Source organism: Flavobacterium sufflavum, assembly GCF_004016525.1.
Classification (GTDB): domain Bacteria; phylum Bacteroidota; class Bacteroidia; order Flavobacteriales; family Flavobacteriaceae; genus Flavobacterium; species Flavobacterium sufflavum.
Genome location: NZ_SACJ01000001.1, coordinates 1 through 17,779 on the forward strand (window position 1 = coordinate 1; position 17,779 = coordinate 17,779).

The window sequence follows — 17,779 nt, forward strand, 5'->3', positions numbered from 1 at the left end:
CGAAAGCATAAGCAAAAGTTTAGTATTTGTTTGAAATTAAGCACTTTAAATATACTAACTTTTGCTTTTTTGTACAATTATTTTTACGTATTTATTACGTGATTATATCGAACTCACGTTAAATAACCAAATTAATTCACATAACCATCATTTTGTACTAATGTTGGATTCGCTTGAATTGCTGTCGCAGGAATTGGCATTAGGTCTCTGTAAGCAGGAGTTGCAACACCAGCCTGAACTCCTCCTTTGAATTGCCAAAGCTTACTTCCGCCGGTAAATTTCCCAAAACGAATCAAATCAGTTCTTCTGTGACATTCCCAGAATAACTCTCTTCCTCTCTCGGCAAGAATGAAATCAAGATTCAAAGCTCCGATTAGAATTGGAGTCGCATTTGCTCTGGCTCTAATAGCATTAATATATCCCAAAGCTGTGGTTAAATTTCCTCCGGTACCGCCTCTCAATGTAGCCTCAGCATACATCAAATACACATCCGACAATCTAAACATTGGAAAATCAGTATCAGGAATATCATTCTTTTGTGCAGCTGTACCATTAGCATTCACGTTTTTATATTTTGTAACAGCATATCCATCGGTAAAAGAACCTATAGCATTGATATCCAATGATTGTCCATTAGTATAAAAAGTTCCTCTTTTGTCTCCTGTAGCAGTGGCATCAGGAAAACTTTGAACAAATTCTTTTCTTGTTCTAAGACCCCACCATCCACCATCCATACCGCTGGCGCTGGCATCCATACTTCCACCGATAGAAGCATGTAAAATAAAACTCATTCCTGCTCCGGTAGCTCTGATTAAAAGTCCGTCAGAAACAATTGGGAAGATAGTTTCGGTTTGAGCACCATTTCTATTATTATCGGCCGCAAACAAATAACGGTAAGGTACATTCGCAAAAGTATAACCTGAAGTAGTAATGATATCATTACATAAAGTTACCGTTTCATTGTTTTTTTCAACTCCTGTATATACTTTAGAATTCAAATAAATCTGAGCCAATAAAAACTTAGCTGCTGTTTGGTCTATTCTTCCATACTCATTTGTTTTAGAAGCTTTAAGAGCAGTTTGTAAATCTTTCAATTCACTTTCTACATAGGCAAAAACTTCTGCTCTGGTTTTTTGTTTTGGATAAAAGAATCCAACTGGGTCATCTTCGGTTGTGATAGGCACATTTCCAAATAAATCCATCAATTGCGTATATGAAAAGGCTCTCAAGAAACGCGCTTCAGCTCTGTAATACTGAATTTCTGCTTTCAATTCATTAGAAACTCCTCTTGATGTTAATTTTTCATCTGTTGTTTGTCTCAAGAATTCATTAGCCGTACTAATTTCATAATATGATCTTGAAAAAATACCGTATAGAAACTCATTACTTGGAGACCAGGTTTGCGTATTTAATGTTGGCAAAGTACCATCTCCCCATCCTATAACAGCTTCATCGGTAGTTACTTCCTGCATTAAAAAAATCAACCTTAGATAACTGCTAAAATCACCTCCAATACCTGCAATATCTGCAGATGCATCCCCATCATTTCCACCTACATAAAGTCCTGCATATAATTTAGCTAATACTTGTTTATAAGAATCCGGATCATTAAAGAATGTTTCTGAAAGGAATTCATCATCGTCCTTAGGGGTAACATTCAAATCATTTGAACACGAAGTGAACAACATATTTAATCCTAAAATCAATAGGAATAAATAACTACTATTTTTAAATGATATTTTCATTTTTGTATATTTTTAAATTTTATTGACATTTTCATTTTTGGTAATAAAGACTAGAAATTAGCATTTAAGCCAAACACATACGTTCTTGCACGCGGATAGATATTACCATCAATCCCTGAGAAAATTTCCGGATCTAATCCTTTGTACTTGCTAATTATCAAAGCATTTTGGATACCGGCGGTAAAGTGCAATGAAAATGTTTTTAATAATGATTTATCTAATGTGTAACCAACAGTCACATTGTCTAATTTTATAAATGAAGCATCTTTTACAAAATAATCAGAAAGGTATCTTGAGGTTCCGTTGTCTTCAAAATCAAAACCTGTGTTGTAATAATCAGTAGTGATGTTAGCTAAATCTGTATCTCTCCTTAAAGCAGCCTGTAAATATCCCTTATCAGAACTGATGTTGTCAAAAACATAATTTCCTACGCTTGCTCTCCAGTTCATTGAGAAATCAAATTTCTTATAATTCAATGCTGTTGTGAATCCAAAAGTATAATCGGCAGTAGGGCTTTTATATCTGTAACGGTCTAAATTATCCACTACACCATCCTTGTTACGATCTACATAAGAACCCTGGATTGGTTTGTGATTAGCATCGTAAATTTGCTCATAAACATAAAATGAACGCGGTGCATAACCTACAGTATTTATTTGAATTTTATTATTACTTCCTCCATTAATATCTCCAGTAGTATATCCTTGGAAACCTGGAACAGTAATCCCTAAGTCATCTACTGTTTGGTCTAAATGAGTAGTGTTAAAAGCAACATTCCATTTCAAATTATCAGTTTTAATAATATCCGATTCAATACTAAACTCGAATCCTTTAGTACTAAAACTACCTATGTTAGCAAAACCTTCGTTTCTCAGGTTAGCCCCATCAGGATAAGCGATAGAAGCTAATAAATCATCTGATTTTTTATGGAAATAATTAAGCGATCCGCTCACTCTATTATCAAACAAACCATAATCTAAACCTATATTCAATTCTTTGGTTTGCTCCCATTTTATATTAGGGTTAAATCCTTCTATTTTTGCAACAGTATAAGCTGTGTTTCCAAAAATATATTGCGAATTTGTTGTACCCAAAGTAACTCTTCTTAAATAATCATAAGAAGCAGTAATATCCTGTTGTCCTGTTACCCCATAACCCAATCTTAATTTTAAATTAGAAAAGGTTTTGTTGTCTTTCATAAAAGATTCATTGGTAATATTCCAGGCAAATGCAGCTCCTGAGAAATTTCCCCATCTGTTATCCTCAGAAAACCTGGAAGTACCGTCTCTTCTATGATTAATAGTAAGCAAATATCTTCCGTCATACCCAATGTTGAAACGCCCAAAATAAGATTGTAAATTAATATCGGGATCTGTGATAACATCTGGATCTTTGGCTGAAGGATCTACAGTTTGAAAACTATCAAATCCCACTCTTGAAAACAATTGGTAGTTGTAACCTGCAGTAACATCAACTTTAAATTTCCCAATTTCTTTTATATAATTGAAATAGGTATTCAAGTTTTTATTTTCACGTGCATCAGTATAATGTGAATATCCACCAAGATTAACCCATTCCCCAGAACTAAACGATTTTGGCTGGTAGCCTGTTATACTTTGATCGCTAACTTTTATAAAACCATTACTATCAAATCTATCAATTCCAGCTTCGGCGATGAATCGTAAATCTTCGAAGAAATGGAATTTATAATCTAATCTAATATTCCCCCATTTTCTGGTTGAAGTCGCTCTGTTTTCTATTTGATTCAACATAGCAACAGGGTTTTTAGCCGGTAACAAAGCCACATTTCCATTGGCTTCTAACCATTCAAAATAACCTCCGTAACGAGAACCTGTCTGATAAACAGATTGGGTAGGATCAAAAGAAATAGCGCTTCCAATAACCTTTTTCTCATCTTGGAATTCATTCTTACCAAAAGATAAATTTCCGCTGATGTCAACTTTTAAATGATTATCAAAAAATGTTGGGTTCAATGCTATTGACGTAGTTGTTCTTTCAAAACTGGTATTATTTAAAATACCCGGTGTAGTAGTATGTCCTACAGAAAGCCTAACTGGTAATTTATTAAACAAAGCACCACTCACAGAAATGTTATTATTGGTAGTGATTGCTGTGCTAAATATTTCGTCTTGCCAATCTGTATTTGCAGTACCTAAAATTGATTTTTGTGCTGTATTTCCTTTCTCATTTACTAATGCTCTAAACTGATTTGCATCTAAAACATCAACTTTATCAGCAAGCTTGCTAATTCCTACCTGAGAATTAAAGGCTACTTTCATAGCTCCTTTAGCTCCTTTTTTGGTTGTAATTACAATCACACCATTGGCGGCACGAGAACCATAAATGGCAGCAGCTGAAGCATCTTTTAAAACTGTAAAACTTTCAATATCATTAGGATCAATGGTAGACAATATACTTGTAGCTCCACTAGGAACCGCATTACTCATAGGCAAACCGTCTAAAATAATCAATGGCTCATTAGAAGCATTAAGAGAGGAACCTCCTCTAATTCTAATATCTGCCTTAGCACCTGGCGAACCTCCTCCAGTTACATTTACTCCAGCTACACGACCATTAATTAAACTTTCGGCAGTTACGTTGGGACCTTTATTGAAATCTTCAGCTTTTATAACTGAAACCGATCCGGTAGCATCTTTTTTCTTAACGCTTCCATATCCCACCTGTACAACAACTTCCTGTAATTGATTGGAATCTTCTTCTAAAGAAACAATCAGATTCTTTTGGGTTCCAAAAACTACAACTGAATTCTTATACCCCATAAAAGAGAATACTATTTTATCTCCTTTCTTAACATTGGGCAATTTAAAATTCCCGTCAAAATCTGTCGAGACACCATTTGTGGTACCTTCAACATTTACATTTACTCCTGGTAATGGTTGTTTCGAAACTTTATCTAAAACAGTACCTCCCAACGAATTCTGAGCAAGAACACTAAAAGGTAATATTAAAAATAATAACAACAACTTTGTATAAATTGTTTTCATAACTTTTACTTAAATTAATAGGTTTTTAATAGTTTTTAAACACCTTTACCTTTACTTCGAGTTATAAAATTATAGATTTATTAACATGTTCGACACATAGCCTTTTCAAAAGAGCAACTACAACGTGGTAGTGTTGAAAACTTTTCACAATAACTAAGAATTTATCGATAAAATTTTGAATAATAAAAATAAAACATACCTTTATTACGAATAATAATTTTTTCAACACTAAACATGAAGAAAAAGATAACACTTAAACAAATTGCCAAAGAACTGGACGTTTCCATTTCAACCGTTTCTAAGTCACTCAGAAACAGTTTAGACATTGGAGAAGAAACCAGATTAAAAGTTCAGGCTTTTGCCAAATTTTATAATTACAAACCCAATAATATTGCCTTAAGCTTAAAGAACCGAAAATCAAAAACCATAGGCATTATTATTCCTGAAATAGTCCATTATTTCTTTTCTACAGTAATCAATGGAATCGAACAGGTAGCCAATGAAAATGGTTATAGTGTTATTATTTGCCTTTCGGATGATTCATTCGATAAAGAAGTCCTCAACATGGAAATGCTGGCTAATGGAAGCATCGATGGCTTTATCATGTCGCTTTCTAAAGAAACCCAATTCAAAGAAGATTTTCATCACATTACCGAAGTCATCAACCAGGGAATGCCCGTTGTAATGTTTGACAGGGTTGCCAATGAAATCCTTTGCGATAAAGTAATCATTAACGACAAACAAGCTGCTTATGATGCGGTTCAAAGTTTAATTGACAAAGGACGAAAAAAAATTGCATTGGTAACAACAGTAGACTATGTAAGTGTGGGCAAACTCAGAACTGATGGTTACACTAAAGCATTATGGGACAACGAAATTCCTTTTGACGAAAATCTGATTATTAAAATTGAAGATGTTGACACTTGTGAAATCACAATCGAGCAATTCTTAAAGGACAAAACCATTGACGGAATTTTAGCTGTAAATGAACTTTTTGCAGTAACCAGTATTAAAGCCGCCACTAAAATAGGACTTAAAGTCCCGGAGGATTTGGCCGTGATTGCATTTACTGACGGAATCATTTCAAAATATGCAACGCCTACTATTACTACGGTAAGTCAAAGCGGAATAAAAATGGGAAACAAAGCAGCTAAAATGCTCATCGAGAGACTAGAATCAGAAGATAGTGACGATGAAAATTATAAAACAGAAGTAATTGAAACACATCTAATTGAACGCGAATCGACAGAAGTGTAATCTAAAACTTTCAAAACAAGCTTTACTACAACCTTGTAGTTGAAAAAACAGCATTTTATTAGCCGTTAAAAACAAAAACATAAATTTTACATATAATTTTACCCTAATCAAAGCTTTTACTTTTACTTCGAAAAACAAGTTAGTTTTGATAAGCATCGCGCTTATCGTATTCATATAAAATTACGATAATGGAAAAGCGTAAATTAAGTTTCGGGGAAATCTGGAACATGAGTTTTGGTTTTTTGGGAATTCAAATGGGGTTTGCACTTCAAAATGCAAACGCAAGCAGAATTCTTCAAATTTTTGGAGCCGATGTTCATGAATTATCCTGGTTTTGGATAATTGCCCCATTGATGGGTTTAATTGTCCAACCTATAATTGGACATTATAGCGACAAAACCTGGGGACGTTTCGGACGAAGAAAACCTTTCTTTTTAATTGGTGCCATTTTAGCTTCGGTTGGATTAATCCTGATGCCGCAAGCCGACATTTTTATTTCGGTTTTACCATCTTTATGGGTTGGAGCCGGAATGCTGATGATTATGGATGCATCTTTTAATATTGCAATGGAACCTTTTCGCGCTTTAGTGGGAGACAATTTAAGAACCGATCAACGTACAGCTGGGTTTAGCATTCAAACAGCACTAATTGGATTTGGGGCAGTTATTGGTTCGGCTTTACCTTATGTATTAACCAACTGGTTTGGGATTTCGAACAACGCCGTTCCCGGTAGTGTTCCTTTGAATCTTGCTTTATCTTTTATCATTGGAGCTGTAGCTCTGGTTGGTTCTATTTTGGTAACCCTAATAACAACCAAGGAGTACACTCCTGAAGAACTTGATGCTTTTGAAAACCCAAAAGAAGAAACAAAAATTCAGGAAACAGGGACATCAAAACTAACTGATATTTTTACAGATTTTGCCAAAATGCCAACCACGATGCGCCAATTAAGTTGGGTACAATTTTTCTCGTGGTTTGGACTTTTTGGAATGTGGGTTTTTACAACTCCCGCCATTGCACATCATATTTATGGATTACCATTAGAAGATACTTCGAGTCAACAATACCAAAATGCCGGTGACTGGGTAGGAATATTATTTGGCGTTTACAACTTAGTTTCGGCAATTATCGCCTTATTCTTCCTGCCTTATATCGCTAAAAAAATTGGACGAAAATCGACTCATGCTCTTTCCTTAATTATTGGAGGTATCGGATTAATTTCGATTTATTTCATGCCCGATGAAAATTGGGTCGTGTTACCAATGATACTCGTAGGAGTTGCCTGGGCGAGTATTCTTGCTATGCCCTACGCCATTCTTGCCGGTTCAATTGCGCCTAAAAAAATGGGCGTATATATGGGAATCTTCAACTTTTTTGTGGTAATACCTCAAATTGTCAATGCGCTTATTGGTGGACCAATTGTAAAATACCTCTATAATGGAGACGCTATTTATGCACTAATCACCAGCGGATTAAGCTTTTTAATCGCTGCCCTATTAGTCTATAAAGTGAAAGATGTCGACGACATCCAACAATAAATTACACATCACAAAATGAACTCGTTAAACAAAAAAGCTTTTCTATTTGATTTAGATGGCGTAATTGTCGATACCGCTAAATATCATTATTTGGCCTGGCAAAAAATAGCTTCTAAACTAAATATAAATTTCACAATTAAAGACAATGAACTCTTAAAAGGAGTTAGTCGTGTGCGCTCGCTTGATATTATTTTAGAATTAGGAAATATCAAAGCTTCACAGGAAGATAAAAACAAATGGCTCATTGAAAAAAATGAAGAATACCTATCCTATTTAGTGAATATGGATAAAAACGAAATCTTGCCGGGTGTCATGAAAGTTTTAGATTTTTTAAAAGAAAAACAACAACTTATCGCACTGGGTTCGGCCAGTAAAAATGCCAGACCCATTCTTGAGAAAACGGGAATCCTTCATTATTTTGACACCATTGTGGACGGTAACGATGTCACTAACGCAAAACCAGACCCTGAAGTTTTCCTGATTGCTGCCAAAAATCTAAATACCGAAGCTAAAAACGCCATTGTTTTTGAAGATTCAGTAGCTGGAATTCAGGCTGCCAACATTGGAAAAATGACCAGTATTGGAATTGGAGAAACAAAAACACTTCATGAAGCCAAATATATCTTTGAGAATTTTACCCAAATCTCTACTTCTTTCATTGAGAATTTAATTGGAGAGAAAAATTAGTAGAAAAAGAAATAAAGAGTCAGGAGTTGCTTTTTAAGTCATTCCTATGCATTTCTTAAATGTTTAAATGAAATAAAATGAATCGAGATTATATAAAACCAGACAATTGGTCAATAATAGAAGAAGGATTTGATCCTGAAAATGTAAAATCATCCGAAAGCCTTTTTAGCATAGGCAACGGAGCGATGGGACAAAGGGCAAATTTTGAAGAAAAATATACGGGTAAAACTTTTCAGGGAAGCTACATTGCAGGAATTTATTATCCTGATAAAACTAAAGTGGGCTGGTGGAAAAATGGCTATCCGGAATATTTTGCCAAAGTATTAAATGCTCCTAACTGGATTGGAATTAACATTGAGATTAATGGCGAAAGTCTTGACTTGAATAGTTGTCCTGAAGTGACAAATTTCCGTAGGGAATTGAACATGAAAGAAGGTTGGTATAATCGTTCTTTTGAAGCTACATTGCAAAACGGCACCGAAATTGCCGTGAATGTGCGTCGATTTCTTTCTTTAAATTTAGACGAAATAGGAGTAATTAAATACGAAATCACACCCTTAAACAAAGACTCTAAAATAGTTTACAAACCTTATATTGATGCCGGGGTTTCTAACGAAGATGCGAACTGGGAAGAAAAATTCTGGGAACCGCTAGAAATAAAAAAAGGAACCAACGAAGCCTTTTTGACAGCGCAAACCTTTAAAACACATTTTAAGGTTAGCACTTTTATGCACAACAGCATTTTTGCAAATGGTGAAAACATCAATATTTCTGCTTCATCCATCGATTCAAAACAGGATAAAATTCAATTTACCTATGGAACGATTATTGGCAAAGGACAAACCTCATCGATACAAAAAATAGGTGGTTATACGGTTTCATTAAATCATAACAACACTTTATCAGCAGCTGAAAAAGCCATTAAAGAAGCCGTAGATAAAGGATATGACAAACTATTGGAAGAACAGGCAGAATCCTGGGCTAAAATTTGGGAGATGTCAGACATCACTATTGATGGAGATGTAAAAGCACAACAAGGCATTCGTTTCAATATTTTTCAGTTAAACCAAACCTATTCAGGCAAGGACAGCCGATTAAATATTGGGCCAAAAGGATTTACAGGCGAAAAATATGGCGGTTCCACATATTGGGATACCGAAGCCTATTGTATTCCATTTTATATGGCTACAAAAAATCAGGAAGTAGCACGAAATTTATTAACTTACAGGTATAATCATTTAGAGAAAGCCATTGAAAATGCCCAAAATAATCTGGGCTTTAAAAATGGTGCCGCTTTATATCCAATGGTAACTATGAATGGAGAAGAATGTCATAATGAGTGGGAAATCACCCATGAGGAAATTCATAGAAATGGTGCTATTGCTTTTGCAATTTATAATTATCACAGATACACTGGTGACTACTCTTATATTCCTAAAAAAGGATTGGAAGTATTAATTGGTATTGCTCGTTTTTGGCATCAAAGAGCTAATTTTTCAAAAGAGAAAAATCAGTTTGTCATTTTAGGAGTTACAGGGCCTAATGAATACGAAAACAATGTGAACAATAATTTCCACACCAACTATATTGCAAAATGGTGTATTGATTATGCAGTAGAACAAATCGAGAAAGTGAAAACGGATTTCAACACTGATTTTTGTCGAATTATTGAAAAAACAAAGCTGACTGAAGCTGAAATTGATGAATGGGAAAAAGTGGCAAACAATATGTATTTCCCAAAATCAGAGGATTTAGGGATTTTTCTTCAACAAGATGGCTTCTTAGACAAAGACTTAATTCGGGTAAAAGATTTGGATGCATCACAAAGACCAATTAACCAAAAATGGTCCTGGGATCGGGTATTGCGCTCACCTTACATCAAACAGGCTGATGTTTTACAAAGCTTTTACTTCTTTGAAGATCATTTTTCTAAAGAAGAATTGAAACGTAATTTCGAATTTTATGAATCTTTTACGGTTCATGAAAGTTCGCTTTCACCTTGTGTTCATTCGATTCAGGCGGCACTTTTGGACAAAATGGATATGGCATACGCCTTTTATTTGCGAACTTCAAGACTGGATTTAGACGATTACAACAAGGAAGTCGAAGAAGGTTGCCACATTACCTCGATGGCCGGAACATGGATGAGTATTGTAGAAGGTTTTGGCGGCATGAGAGTCAAAGACAACAGTCTTCATTTTTCGCCAAAAATCCCTAAAGAATGGGAAGCCTATTCGTTTAAAATTAATTTCAGAAACCAAATTTTAACGGTGATGGTAAATCATGATGAAACCACTTTTTCAGTTGATAGCGATGCTGATTTAGCAATTGTTGTGAATGGAAAAGAAACAATTATATCAAAAACAGTTACAGCTTAATTACAAAGATATTGACTCTTTAAATCTCAAGAATATGAAAAAATATATGTTAACCTTATGCATTTGTTTCTTAGTATGGAACAACACAAATGCCCAACAGCTAAAGTCGCCAAATGGCTTGCTGACAATGGATTTTTCGCTTAAAAATGACGGAACGCCTACTTACAATCTGAAATACAAAGGCAGAGATGTAATTAAAACCAGTACGCTAGGATTAGAATTAAAAGCAGATAAAAAATCATTACTGAATGATTTCACAATCCAGGACACAAAATCGAGCACATTTGATGAAACATGGAAACCGGTTTGGGGCGAAGTAAAATCAATTCGCAATCATTACAATGAATTGGCAGTAACTTTAAACCAGAATGAAACAAACCGTCAAATCATAATTCGCTTCCGTTTATTTGATGAAGGTCTTGGATTTAGATATGAATTCCCATCACAAAAAAACCTGACTTATTTTGTAATTAAAGAAGAAAGAAGTCAGTTTGCCATGGCGGGAGACCACACTGCATTTTGGATTCCTGGTGATTATGACACTCAGGAATACGATTACACCGAATCAAAATTATCTGAAATCAGAGGCTTATCTGAAAAAGCATATACCGAAAATGTATCACAAAAATCATTTTCACCTACAGGCGTACAAACTTCATTGATGATGAAATCGGCAGATGGATTATACATCAATCTTCACGAAGCCGCTTTGATTAATTATTCTTGCATGCATTTGAATTTAGACGATAAAAACATGATTTTCGAATCTTGGTTAACTCCTGATGCCAAAGGAGATAAAGGATACATGCAGGCACCAAGTCAGTCGCCTTGGAGAACTATTATGGTGAGTGATGATGCCAGAACTATTTTGGCTTCAAAAATGACCTTAAACTTAAACGAACCTTGTAAAATTGACGATACTTCATGGATTAAACCTGTAAAATACATCGGAGTTTGGTGGGAAATGATTACCGGGAAAAGTTCCTGGGCTTACACTGATGAATTTCCTTCGGTACAATTAGGCGTAACGGATTATAGCAAAGCAAAACCAAACGGAAAACACGGTGCTAACAATGCTCATGTAAAAGAGTACATTGATTTTGCTGCCGCCAATGGTTTTGATGCGGTTTTAGTCGAAGGTTGGAATGAAGGCTGGGAAGATTGGTTTGGTCATTCAAAAGATTATGTTTTTGATTTTGTAACTCCATATCCGGATTTTGATGTCAAAGGATTGCATGAATATGCTAAGTCAAAAGGAATAAAAATAATCATGCATCATGAAACTTCAGGTTCTGTTCGCAACTACGAGCGTCACATAGATAAAGCCTACCAATTCATGAAAGACAATGGATATGACGCTGTAAAAAGCGGTTATGTTGGGGATATTTTGCCAAGAGGTGAAAATCACTACAACCAATGGATTGTAAATCATTACCAATATGCTATTGAAAAAGCAGCCGATTATAAAATCATGGTCAATGCTCACGAGGCTATTCGTCCAACAGGAATTTGCAGAACCTATCCTAACTTAATTGGTAACGAAGCTGCCAGAGGAACAGAATATCAGGCTTTTGGTGGTTCCAAACCAAATCACGTAACCGTATTGCCATTTACACGTTTAATTGGTGGACCAATGGATTATACTCCCGGAATCTTCGAAATGGATTTAACCAAATTAAATCCTGATAATCATTCTCATGTAAACAGTACACTTGCCAATCAATTAGCATTGTACCTAACCATGTACAGCCCTTTACAAATGGCTGCTGATATCATCGAACATTACAAAAAATTCCCTGATGCTTTTCAATTCATTAAAGATGTAGCGGTTGATTGGGACGAGAGCAACTATTTAGAAGCTGAACCTGGAAAATACATTACCGTTGCCCGTAAAGCAAAAGGAAGCAACAATTGGTTTATAGGAAATGTAAATGGTGAAACTCCCCGAACTTCAAACATTGCATTTGATTTTCTGGAAAAAGGAAAAAAATACACTGCAACCATTTATGCAGATGGAAAAGATGCTCATTACAAAACAAATCCACAGGCATATACCATTAGAAAAATAACTGTTACCAATAAATCAAAATTGTCTCAGTTTTCTGCTCCAGGTGGAGGATATGCCATCAGTATTATTGCTAATTAAATAAATAATCCCGTAGAGATTTCCTATTTAATCAATACGGGATTAAAAAAATCATTATTCCTTGATTCTGAATCCTAACCAACTTAAAAGTAAATTATTTTTATTATTTTCGTTTGGTTAGGATTCAGAATATTAATTCTTTAAATCAAGCTAAATTCATCATTGAATTAGTTTAAAGCAATAAATATCTGAATTATGAAATACAAAATTCAATTTCCAAATATATCAGTTCGGTTTTTTTATGTCCCGATCTTAATGATTTTCTTTATGAATATTTCGTTAAACGCACAAATACAAAGAATCGAACCTCCCTTTTGGTTTTCCGGAATGCATAATCCAGAAGTCCAAATTTTATTCTACGGCGAAGATATTGCACAATACCAGGTCTCGACAGCTAATCCGGCGGTGATTACTAATGTGAAACGTACTGAAAACCCAAACTATATTTTCATTACCATTAACACTAAAAAAGTTACTGGAACTGCTGTCGATTTTACATTTAAAAACAAAAACAAAACAAGCTTTACTCAAAAATATGAGTTAAAAGAAAGAAGAAAAAATTCTGCCCAACGCAAAGGTTTTGACGCCTCAGATATGATGTATCTTTTAATGCCGGATCGTTTTGCCAATGGAAACAAAAACAACGATAACGACAGCAGCACAACCGAAAAATACAACCGTGAATTACCCGGAGGAAGACACGGTGGAGATATTGAAGGAATTATTCAACATCTGGATTACATCCACTCATTAGGCGCAACAAGCATTTGGAGCACCCCACTTTGCGAAGACAATGATGCGGAATATTCCTATCACACTTACGGTCAGTCGGATGTATATAAAATAGATCCCCGTTTTGGGACTAACGAAGATTATGTTCGCTTAGGCGAAGAAATGCATAAACGTGACATGAAATTAGTCATGGATTATGTAACTAACCATTGGGGATTGCAACATTGGATGATTAAAGATTTACCTACTCCAGATTGGATTCACCAATTTGATAATTACACCCAAACCAACCATAAAAGAAGTACGATAAGTGATACCAATGCTTCTAAAATCGACAGGGACATTTGCATCAATGGATGGTTTGTTCCCTCAATGCCCGATTTAAACATTATGAATCCTCTGGTTCTCAAGTATCTTTGTCAAAATGCAATTTGGTGGATTGAATATGCTAATTTAGATGGTATTAGAGTAGATACTTATAATTATTCTGAACCCGAAGGAATTTCAAAATGGACTAAAGCCATTACCGACGAATATCCTAATTTTAATCTGGTTGGCGAAATCACGCTGCGCAATCAAGGCTTACTTTCCTATTGGCAAAAAGACAGCCCTATAGGTCAAATCCAGAAATTCAATTCTCATTTACCTAGTGTTATGGATTTTGCCCTTTCTGATGCTTTGCAAATTATTTTTGATGAAGATGATGGCAACTGGGACAAAGGAGTAACCAGAGTTTACGATATTATTGCCAGAGATTTTCTGTTTCCAAATTCAAGTAATCTATTGATTTTTGCAGAAAACCATGACACTAAACGCTTCAATCAAATTTACAAAAACGATATTCGAAAATACAAAATGGCAATGACCATGCTGGCAACCATTAGAGGAATTCCTCAATTGTATTACGGTTCCGAAATTGGTATGGCAGGCGATCAAAACTTAGGTGATGCTGATATCCGTAAAGATTTTCCTGGCGGTTGGGACGGAGACACCAACAATGCTTTTACCAAAGAAGGCCGTACAGAATTTCAAAATGAATACTTCAATTTTACCTCAAAATTATTCAATTGGCGAAAAACCAATGATGCAGTTCATTTTGGCAAAACAACTCATTACATTCCTGAAAACAATGTATATGTTTATTTCAGATACAATGCCACTAAAAGCGTGATGATTATAATCAACAACAGTCCTGAAACCAGAACTATTGATACCAAGCGTTTCCAGGAAAACATTAAAAATTACAAAACGGCGAAAGAAGTTCTGACCGATGTCATTTTTGATTTATCCAAAGCTATTCCTATCGAAGGTAAATCGGCTTTGATTTTAGAGTTAAAATAAATTTCGAATAAAACAATTAGCATAATGCACAAAAGCACCAATCGTTTTCAATTGGTGCTTTTTTATTTTAATTACCTTTGTATAAAAACCAAAACTATGCTCAAAATAGGTCATCGCGGAGCAAGAGGATATGAACCGGAAAACACCTTATCCAGTTTTCAAAAAGCAATCGACTTGCAAGTTGATGCTATTGAACTTGATGTGCATTTAAGTTCAGATGGCGAACTTATGGTCATTCACGATGAAACCGTTGACCGAACCACTAATGGCAAAGGCGAAGTCAATAAATTCACTAAAGCTGAATTACAACATTTCAGCATTGAAGGCAACAATAAAATACCAACATTAGTCGAAGTTTTTGATTTGGTTGACCGACATTGTTTTATCAATATCGAATTAAAAACTTTTGAAACCGCTGCCAAAGTAGTCCAATTAATCGAAAAATATATTAGCGAGAAAAACTGGGAATACAGCGATTTCTTGGTTTCCAGCTTTAACTGGGATGCCCTGGAAGAAATTGACTTCATTAATCCTAAAATCCCAACGGCTGTACTAACCGAAACAGATTTAGATAAGGCTTTGGCTTTCGCCAAAATAATTCAGGCAAAAGCAATCAATCCCGATTTTCAATTATTGAATTTAGAAAACGTCAAAAAACTACAAGAAAATGGTTTTGATGTTTATCCCTGGACTGTCAACGAAGCGTCCGACATAAAAAGAATGCAATCCTTAAACGTAAACGGGATCATCTCCGATTTTCCAGACAGGATTTATTTTAAACCATAAGAGCATTATAGTATTTTAAAAGAAAAAATCACTCAATATTTCTTAATTCTCTTAATGGTTTAAAAACACAAAACAACTTAATATTTCTTAACTCCCTTAATGATTTAAAAAATGAATCAAAATTTTGACATAATAATTGTAGGCGGTGGCGCAGCAGGATTTTTCACAGCCATAAATATTGTCGAAAAAAACCCAAAAATAAAAGTAGCTATTCTGGAGCGCGGTAATGAAGTTTTGCAAAAAGTACGCATTTCTGGCGGTGGTCGTTGCAATGTAACCCATGCCTGTTTTGAACCTAATGAATTAGTAAAATTTTACCCGCGTGGCGAAAAAGAATTACGTGGTCCTTTCCATCAGTTTTGCTCTGGAGATACGATAGAATGGTTTGAAAAACACGGAGTTGAACTTAAAATAGAAGAAGACGGACGTATGTTTCCTGTTTCTAATTCGTCCCAAACCATTATTGATTGTTTCCTGAAAGCAACTCAAAAACTAGGAATTACAGTTCTTACAGGACAATCTCTACAATCGATTTTCAAAAAAGAAAGTCATTGGAAAATAGAAACTCAAAACGAGAATTATCTGGTCGAAAAACTCATCCTGGCAACAGGTAGTAATCCCAAAATTTGGGAAATGCTACAACAGCAAGGTCATGCAATTATAAATCCGGTTCCGTCATTGTTTACATTCAATATTAAAGATGGTCGAATTAAGGAATTGCCCGGAGTTGCCACACAAGTCTCGGTAAAAGTCAAAGACACAAAACTGGCTTCAACAGGTCCGTTATTGATTACGCATTGGGGAATGAGTGGTCCTGCAATCTTGAAATTATCGGCTTGGGGAGCTCGAATTTTGCATGATAAAAATTATCAATTTAGCATTCAAGTAAATTGGCTCAATGATGTGGACACAAATGATGCCGAGAATATTTTGAAAGACTTAAAACAAGAACACGCTAAAAAAACGGTTTCAAAAAAATCGCCTTTTGAAGTAAACAATAGACTTTGGGAAAGTTTAGTTCTGGCTTCAAATATTCCTGCAGAAACCAAATGGGCCGATTTATCTAAAATTCAAATTCAAAATTTAGCCAAACAATTAACAAATGCCTCTTTTCAGGTCAATGGAAAAAGTACTTTTAAAGAAGAATTTGTTACCGCCGGCGGAATTGATTTAAAAGAAATCAATTTCAAAACCATGGAAAGCAAACTACATGAAAATCTTTATTTTGCCGGTGAAATTGTAAATATCGATGCTATTACAGGAGGCTTTAATTTCCAGAATGCCTGGACAAGCGGGTTTATTCTGGCAAATGCAATTTAACATAACTTTACACTAAACGCTAAAAATACTTTAGTGAAAAAAAGTAATTTTACTTACAAATCATTATTCAAATGAAACTAAAATTACTCTTACTTCTGTTCGCTTGTACCAGTCCGTTTCTATATTCTCAAACCCATCAATTGATTAGAGGGAAAGTAATGTCAGACAATTTTTTACTTCAAAATGTTGATGTAATCAATAAAAACACACAAACAGGAACCAAAACCGATGAAAGGGGAGAATTTATACTTTCGGCAAGTGTAAACGATAGTATTCTTTTTTATGTTAAAGACTATAATTTAAAAGGAATAAAACTAAGTTTAGAAGATTTAAAAACCAATAATATAATTGTTCGGATTGATAAAAAACCGGAAGAACTTAATGAAGTTGTTATTCATAGAGTAGATATCGATTGGAAATTTGACGAAAAATTAGAGCGACAAAAAAGAAAGGAAGCTGAGGTACTCAAAAAAGCAAGGGCTTTAAAAGTTCAAGGTGTCAATAATGGTACAATTGAGAACGGAATGGATTTTGTAGAAATTGGAAAAATGCTTTTTGGTGGATTATTCAAAGACAAAAAAGAAAAAGCGGTTAATCCCGAAGAATTTAAAGAAGTGGCTAAAACTAGCTTTAATGAAAAATTCTATACCGAGACTTTAAAATTACAAAAGGAAGAAATAGAACCCTTTCTTAGTTTTTGCAATTTTGATCCCGAATCAAAAAAAACAATCTCCGAAAACTCAAACGATTTGATATTAATGGATTTTCTTTACAAAAAAAGTCTTGAGTTCAAGAAGATACATGCTCCGGAATAATTTTGCTT

11 protein-coding genes are annotated in these 17,779 nt (G+C 34.8%); 9 read left to right on the forward strand and 2 right to left on the reverse strand.

Annotated features, from left to right (window positions below; genetic code table 11):
* Nucleotides 1–131: 131 nt before the first annotated feature.
* Nucleotides 132–1,745, reverse strand: a complete 1,614-nt coding sequence (locus EOD40_RS00005) for a RagB/SusD family nutrient uptake outer membrane protein (protein ID WP_128192854.1) — start codon at nucleotides 1,743–1,745, stop codon at nucleotides 132–134.
* Nucleotides 1,746–1,795: 50 nt separating this feature from the next.
* Nucleotides 1,796–4,771, reverse strand: a complete 2,976-nt coding sequence (locus tag EOD40_RS00010) for a SusC/RagA family TonB-linked outer membrane protein (protein WP_128192855.1) — start codon at nucleotides 4,769–4,771, stop codon at nucleotides 1,796–1,798.
* A 234-nt stretch (nucleotides 4,772–5,005) separates the two neighbouring features.
* Between EOD40_RS00010 and EOD40_RS00015 the strand changes: the two genes are divergently transcribed.
* The 9 genes from EOD40_RS00015 (at nucleotide 5,006) to EOD40_RS00055 (ending at nucleotide 17,771) form a co-directional block, all read left to right on the forward strand.
* Nucleotides 5,006–6,028 carry a LacI family DNA-binding transcriptional regulator gene (locus tag EOD40_RS00015; protein WP_128192856.1) on the forward strand — a complete coding sequence of 341 codons (1,023 nt, stop codon included), beginning with the start codon at nucleotides 5,006–5,008 and terminating at the stop codon, nucleotides 6,026–6,028.
* A 188-nt stretch (nucleotides 6,029–6,216) separates the two neighbouring features.
* The gene (locus EOD40_RS00020) at nucleotides 6,217–7,566 is read left to right on the forward strand and encodes an MFS transporter (protein ID WP_128192857.1); all 1,350 of its coding nucleotides are present in this window, start codon (nucleotides 6,217–6,219) and stop codon (nucleotides 7,564–7,566) included.
* 15 nt (nucleotides 7,567–7,581) lie between these two features.
* A complete protein-coding gene (gene pgmB / locus EOD40_RS00025) occupies nucleotides 7,582–8,253 on the forward strand; it encodes a beta-phosphoglucomutase (protein ID WP_128192858.1) in 672 nt (223 codons plus the stop codon).
* 77 nt (nucleotides 8,254–8,330) lie between these two features.
* Entirely contained in the window at nucleotides 8,331–10,631 is a 2,301-nt protein-coding gene (locus tag EOD40_RS00030; RefSeq protein ID WP_128192859.1) for a glycoside hydrolase family 65 protein, read from the forward strand.
* Between the two features lie 34 nt (nucleotides 10,632–10,665).
* A complete protein-coding gene (locus tag EOD40_RS00035) occupies nucleotides 10,666–12,777 on the forward strand; it encodes a glycoside hydrolase family 97 protein (protein WP_128192860.1) in 2,112 nt (703 codons plus the stop codon).
* Between the two features lie 195 nt (nucleotides 12,778–12,972).
* Nucleotides 12,973–14,850 carry a glycoside hydrolase family 13 protein gene (locus tag EOD40_RS00040; RefSeq protein ID WP_128192861.1) on the forward strand — a complete coding sequence of 626 codons (1,878 nt, stop codon included), beginning with the start codon at nucleotides 12,973–12,975 and terminating at the stop codon, nucleotides 14,848–14,850.
* 96 nt (nucleotides 14,851–14,946) lie between these two features.
* On the forward strand, nucleotides 14,947–15,636 hold the full coding sequence (locus EOD40_RS00045) for a glycerophosphodiester phosphodiesterase (RefSeq protein ID WP_128192862.1): 690 nt from the start codon (nucleotides 14,947–14,949) through the stop codon (nucleotides 15,634–15,636).
* Between the two features lie 111 nt (nucleotides 15,637–15,747).
* Complete coding sequence (locus EOD40_RS00050; protein ID WP_128192863.1) at nucleotides 15,748–16,956, forward strand: BaiN/RdsA family NAD(P)/FAD-dependent oxidoreductase; 1,209 nt, start codon at nucleotides 15,748–15,750, stop codon at nucleotides 16,954–16,956.
* Nucleotides 16,957–17,027: 71 nt separating this feature from the next.
* Entirely contained in the window at nucleotides 17,028–17,771 is a 744-nt protein-coding gene (locus EOD40_RS00055) for a carboxypeptidase-like regulatory domain-containing protein (RefSeq protein ID WP_128192864.1), read from the forward strand.
* Nucleotides 17,772–17,779: the final 8 nt, after the last annotated feature.

Coding starts and splice junctions, on each gene's coding strand:
- EOD40_RS00005 (WP_128192854.1), bottom strand. CDS start 1,745: ATGAAAATATCATTTAAAAATAGTAGTTATTTATTCCTATTGATTTTA.
- EOD40_RS00010 (WP_128192855.1), bottom strand. CDS start 4,771: ATGAAAACAATTTATACAAAGTTGTTGTTATTATTTTTAATATTACCT.
- EOD40_RS00015 (WP_128192856.1), top strand. CDS start 5,006: ATGAAGAAAAAGATAACACTTAAACAAATTGCCAAAGAACTGGACGTT.
- EOD40_RS00020 (WP_128192857.1), top strand. CDS start 6,217: ATGGAAAAGCGTAAATTAAGTTTCGGGGAAATCTGGAACATGAGTTTT.
- pgmB (WP_128192858.1), top strand. CDS start 7,582: ATGAACTCGTTAAACAAAAAAGCTTTTCTATTTGATTTAGATGGCGTA.
- EOD40_RS00030 (WP_128192859.1), top strand. CDS start 8,331: ATGAATCGAGATTATATAAAACCAGACAATTGGTCAATAATAGAAGAA.
- EOD40_RS00035 (WP_128192860.1), top strand. CDS start 10,666: ATGAAAAAATATATGTTAACCTTATGCATTTGTTTCTTAGTATGGAAC.
- EOD40_RS00040 (WP_128192861.1), top strand. CDS start 12,973: ATGAAATACAAAATTCAATTTCCAAATATATCAGTTCGGTTTTTTTAT.
- EOD40_RS00045 (WP_128192862.1), top strand. CDS start 14,947: ATGCTCAAAATAGGTCATCGCGGAGCAAGAGGATATGAACCGGAAAAC.
- EOD40_RS00050 (WP_128192863.1), top strand. CDS start 15,748: ATGAATCAAAATTTTGACATAATAATTGTAGGCGGTGGCGCAGCAGGA.
- EOD40_RS00055 (WP_128192864.1), top strand. CDS start 17,028: ATGAAACTAAAATTACTCTTACTTCTGTTCGCTTGTACCAGTCCGTTT.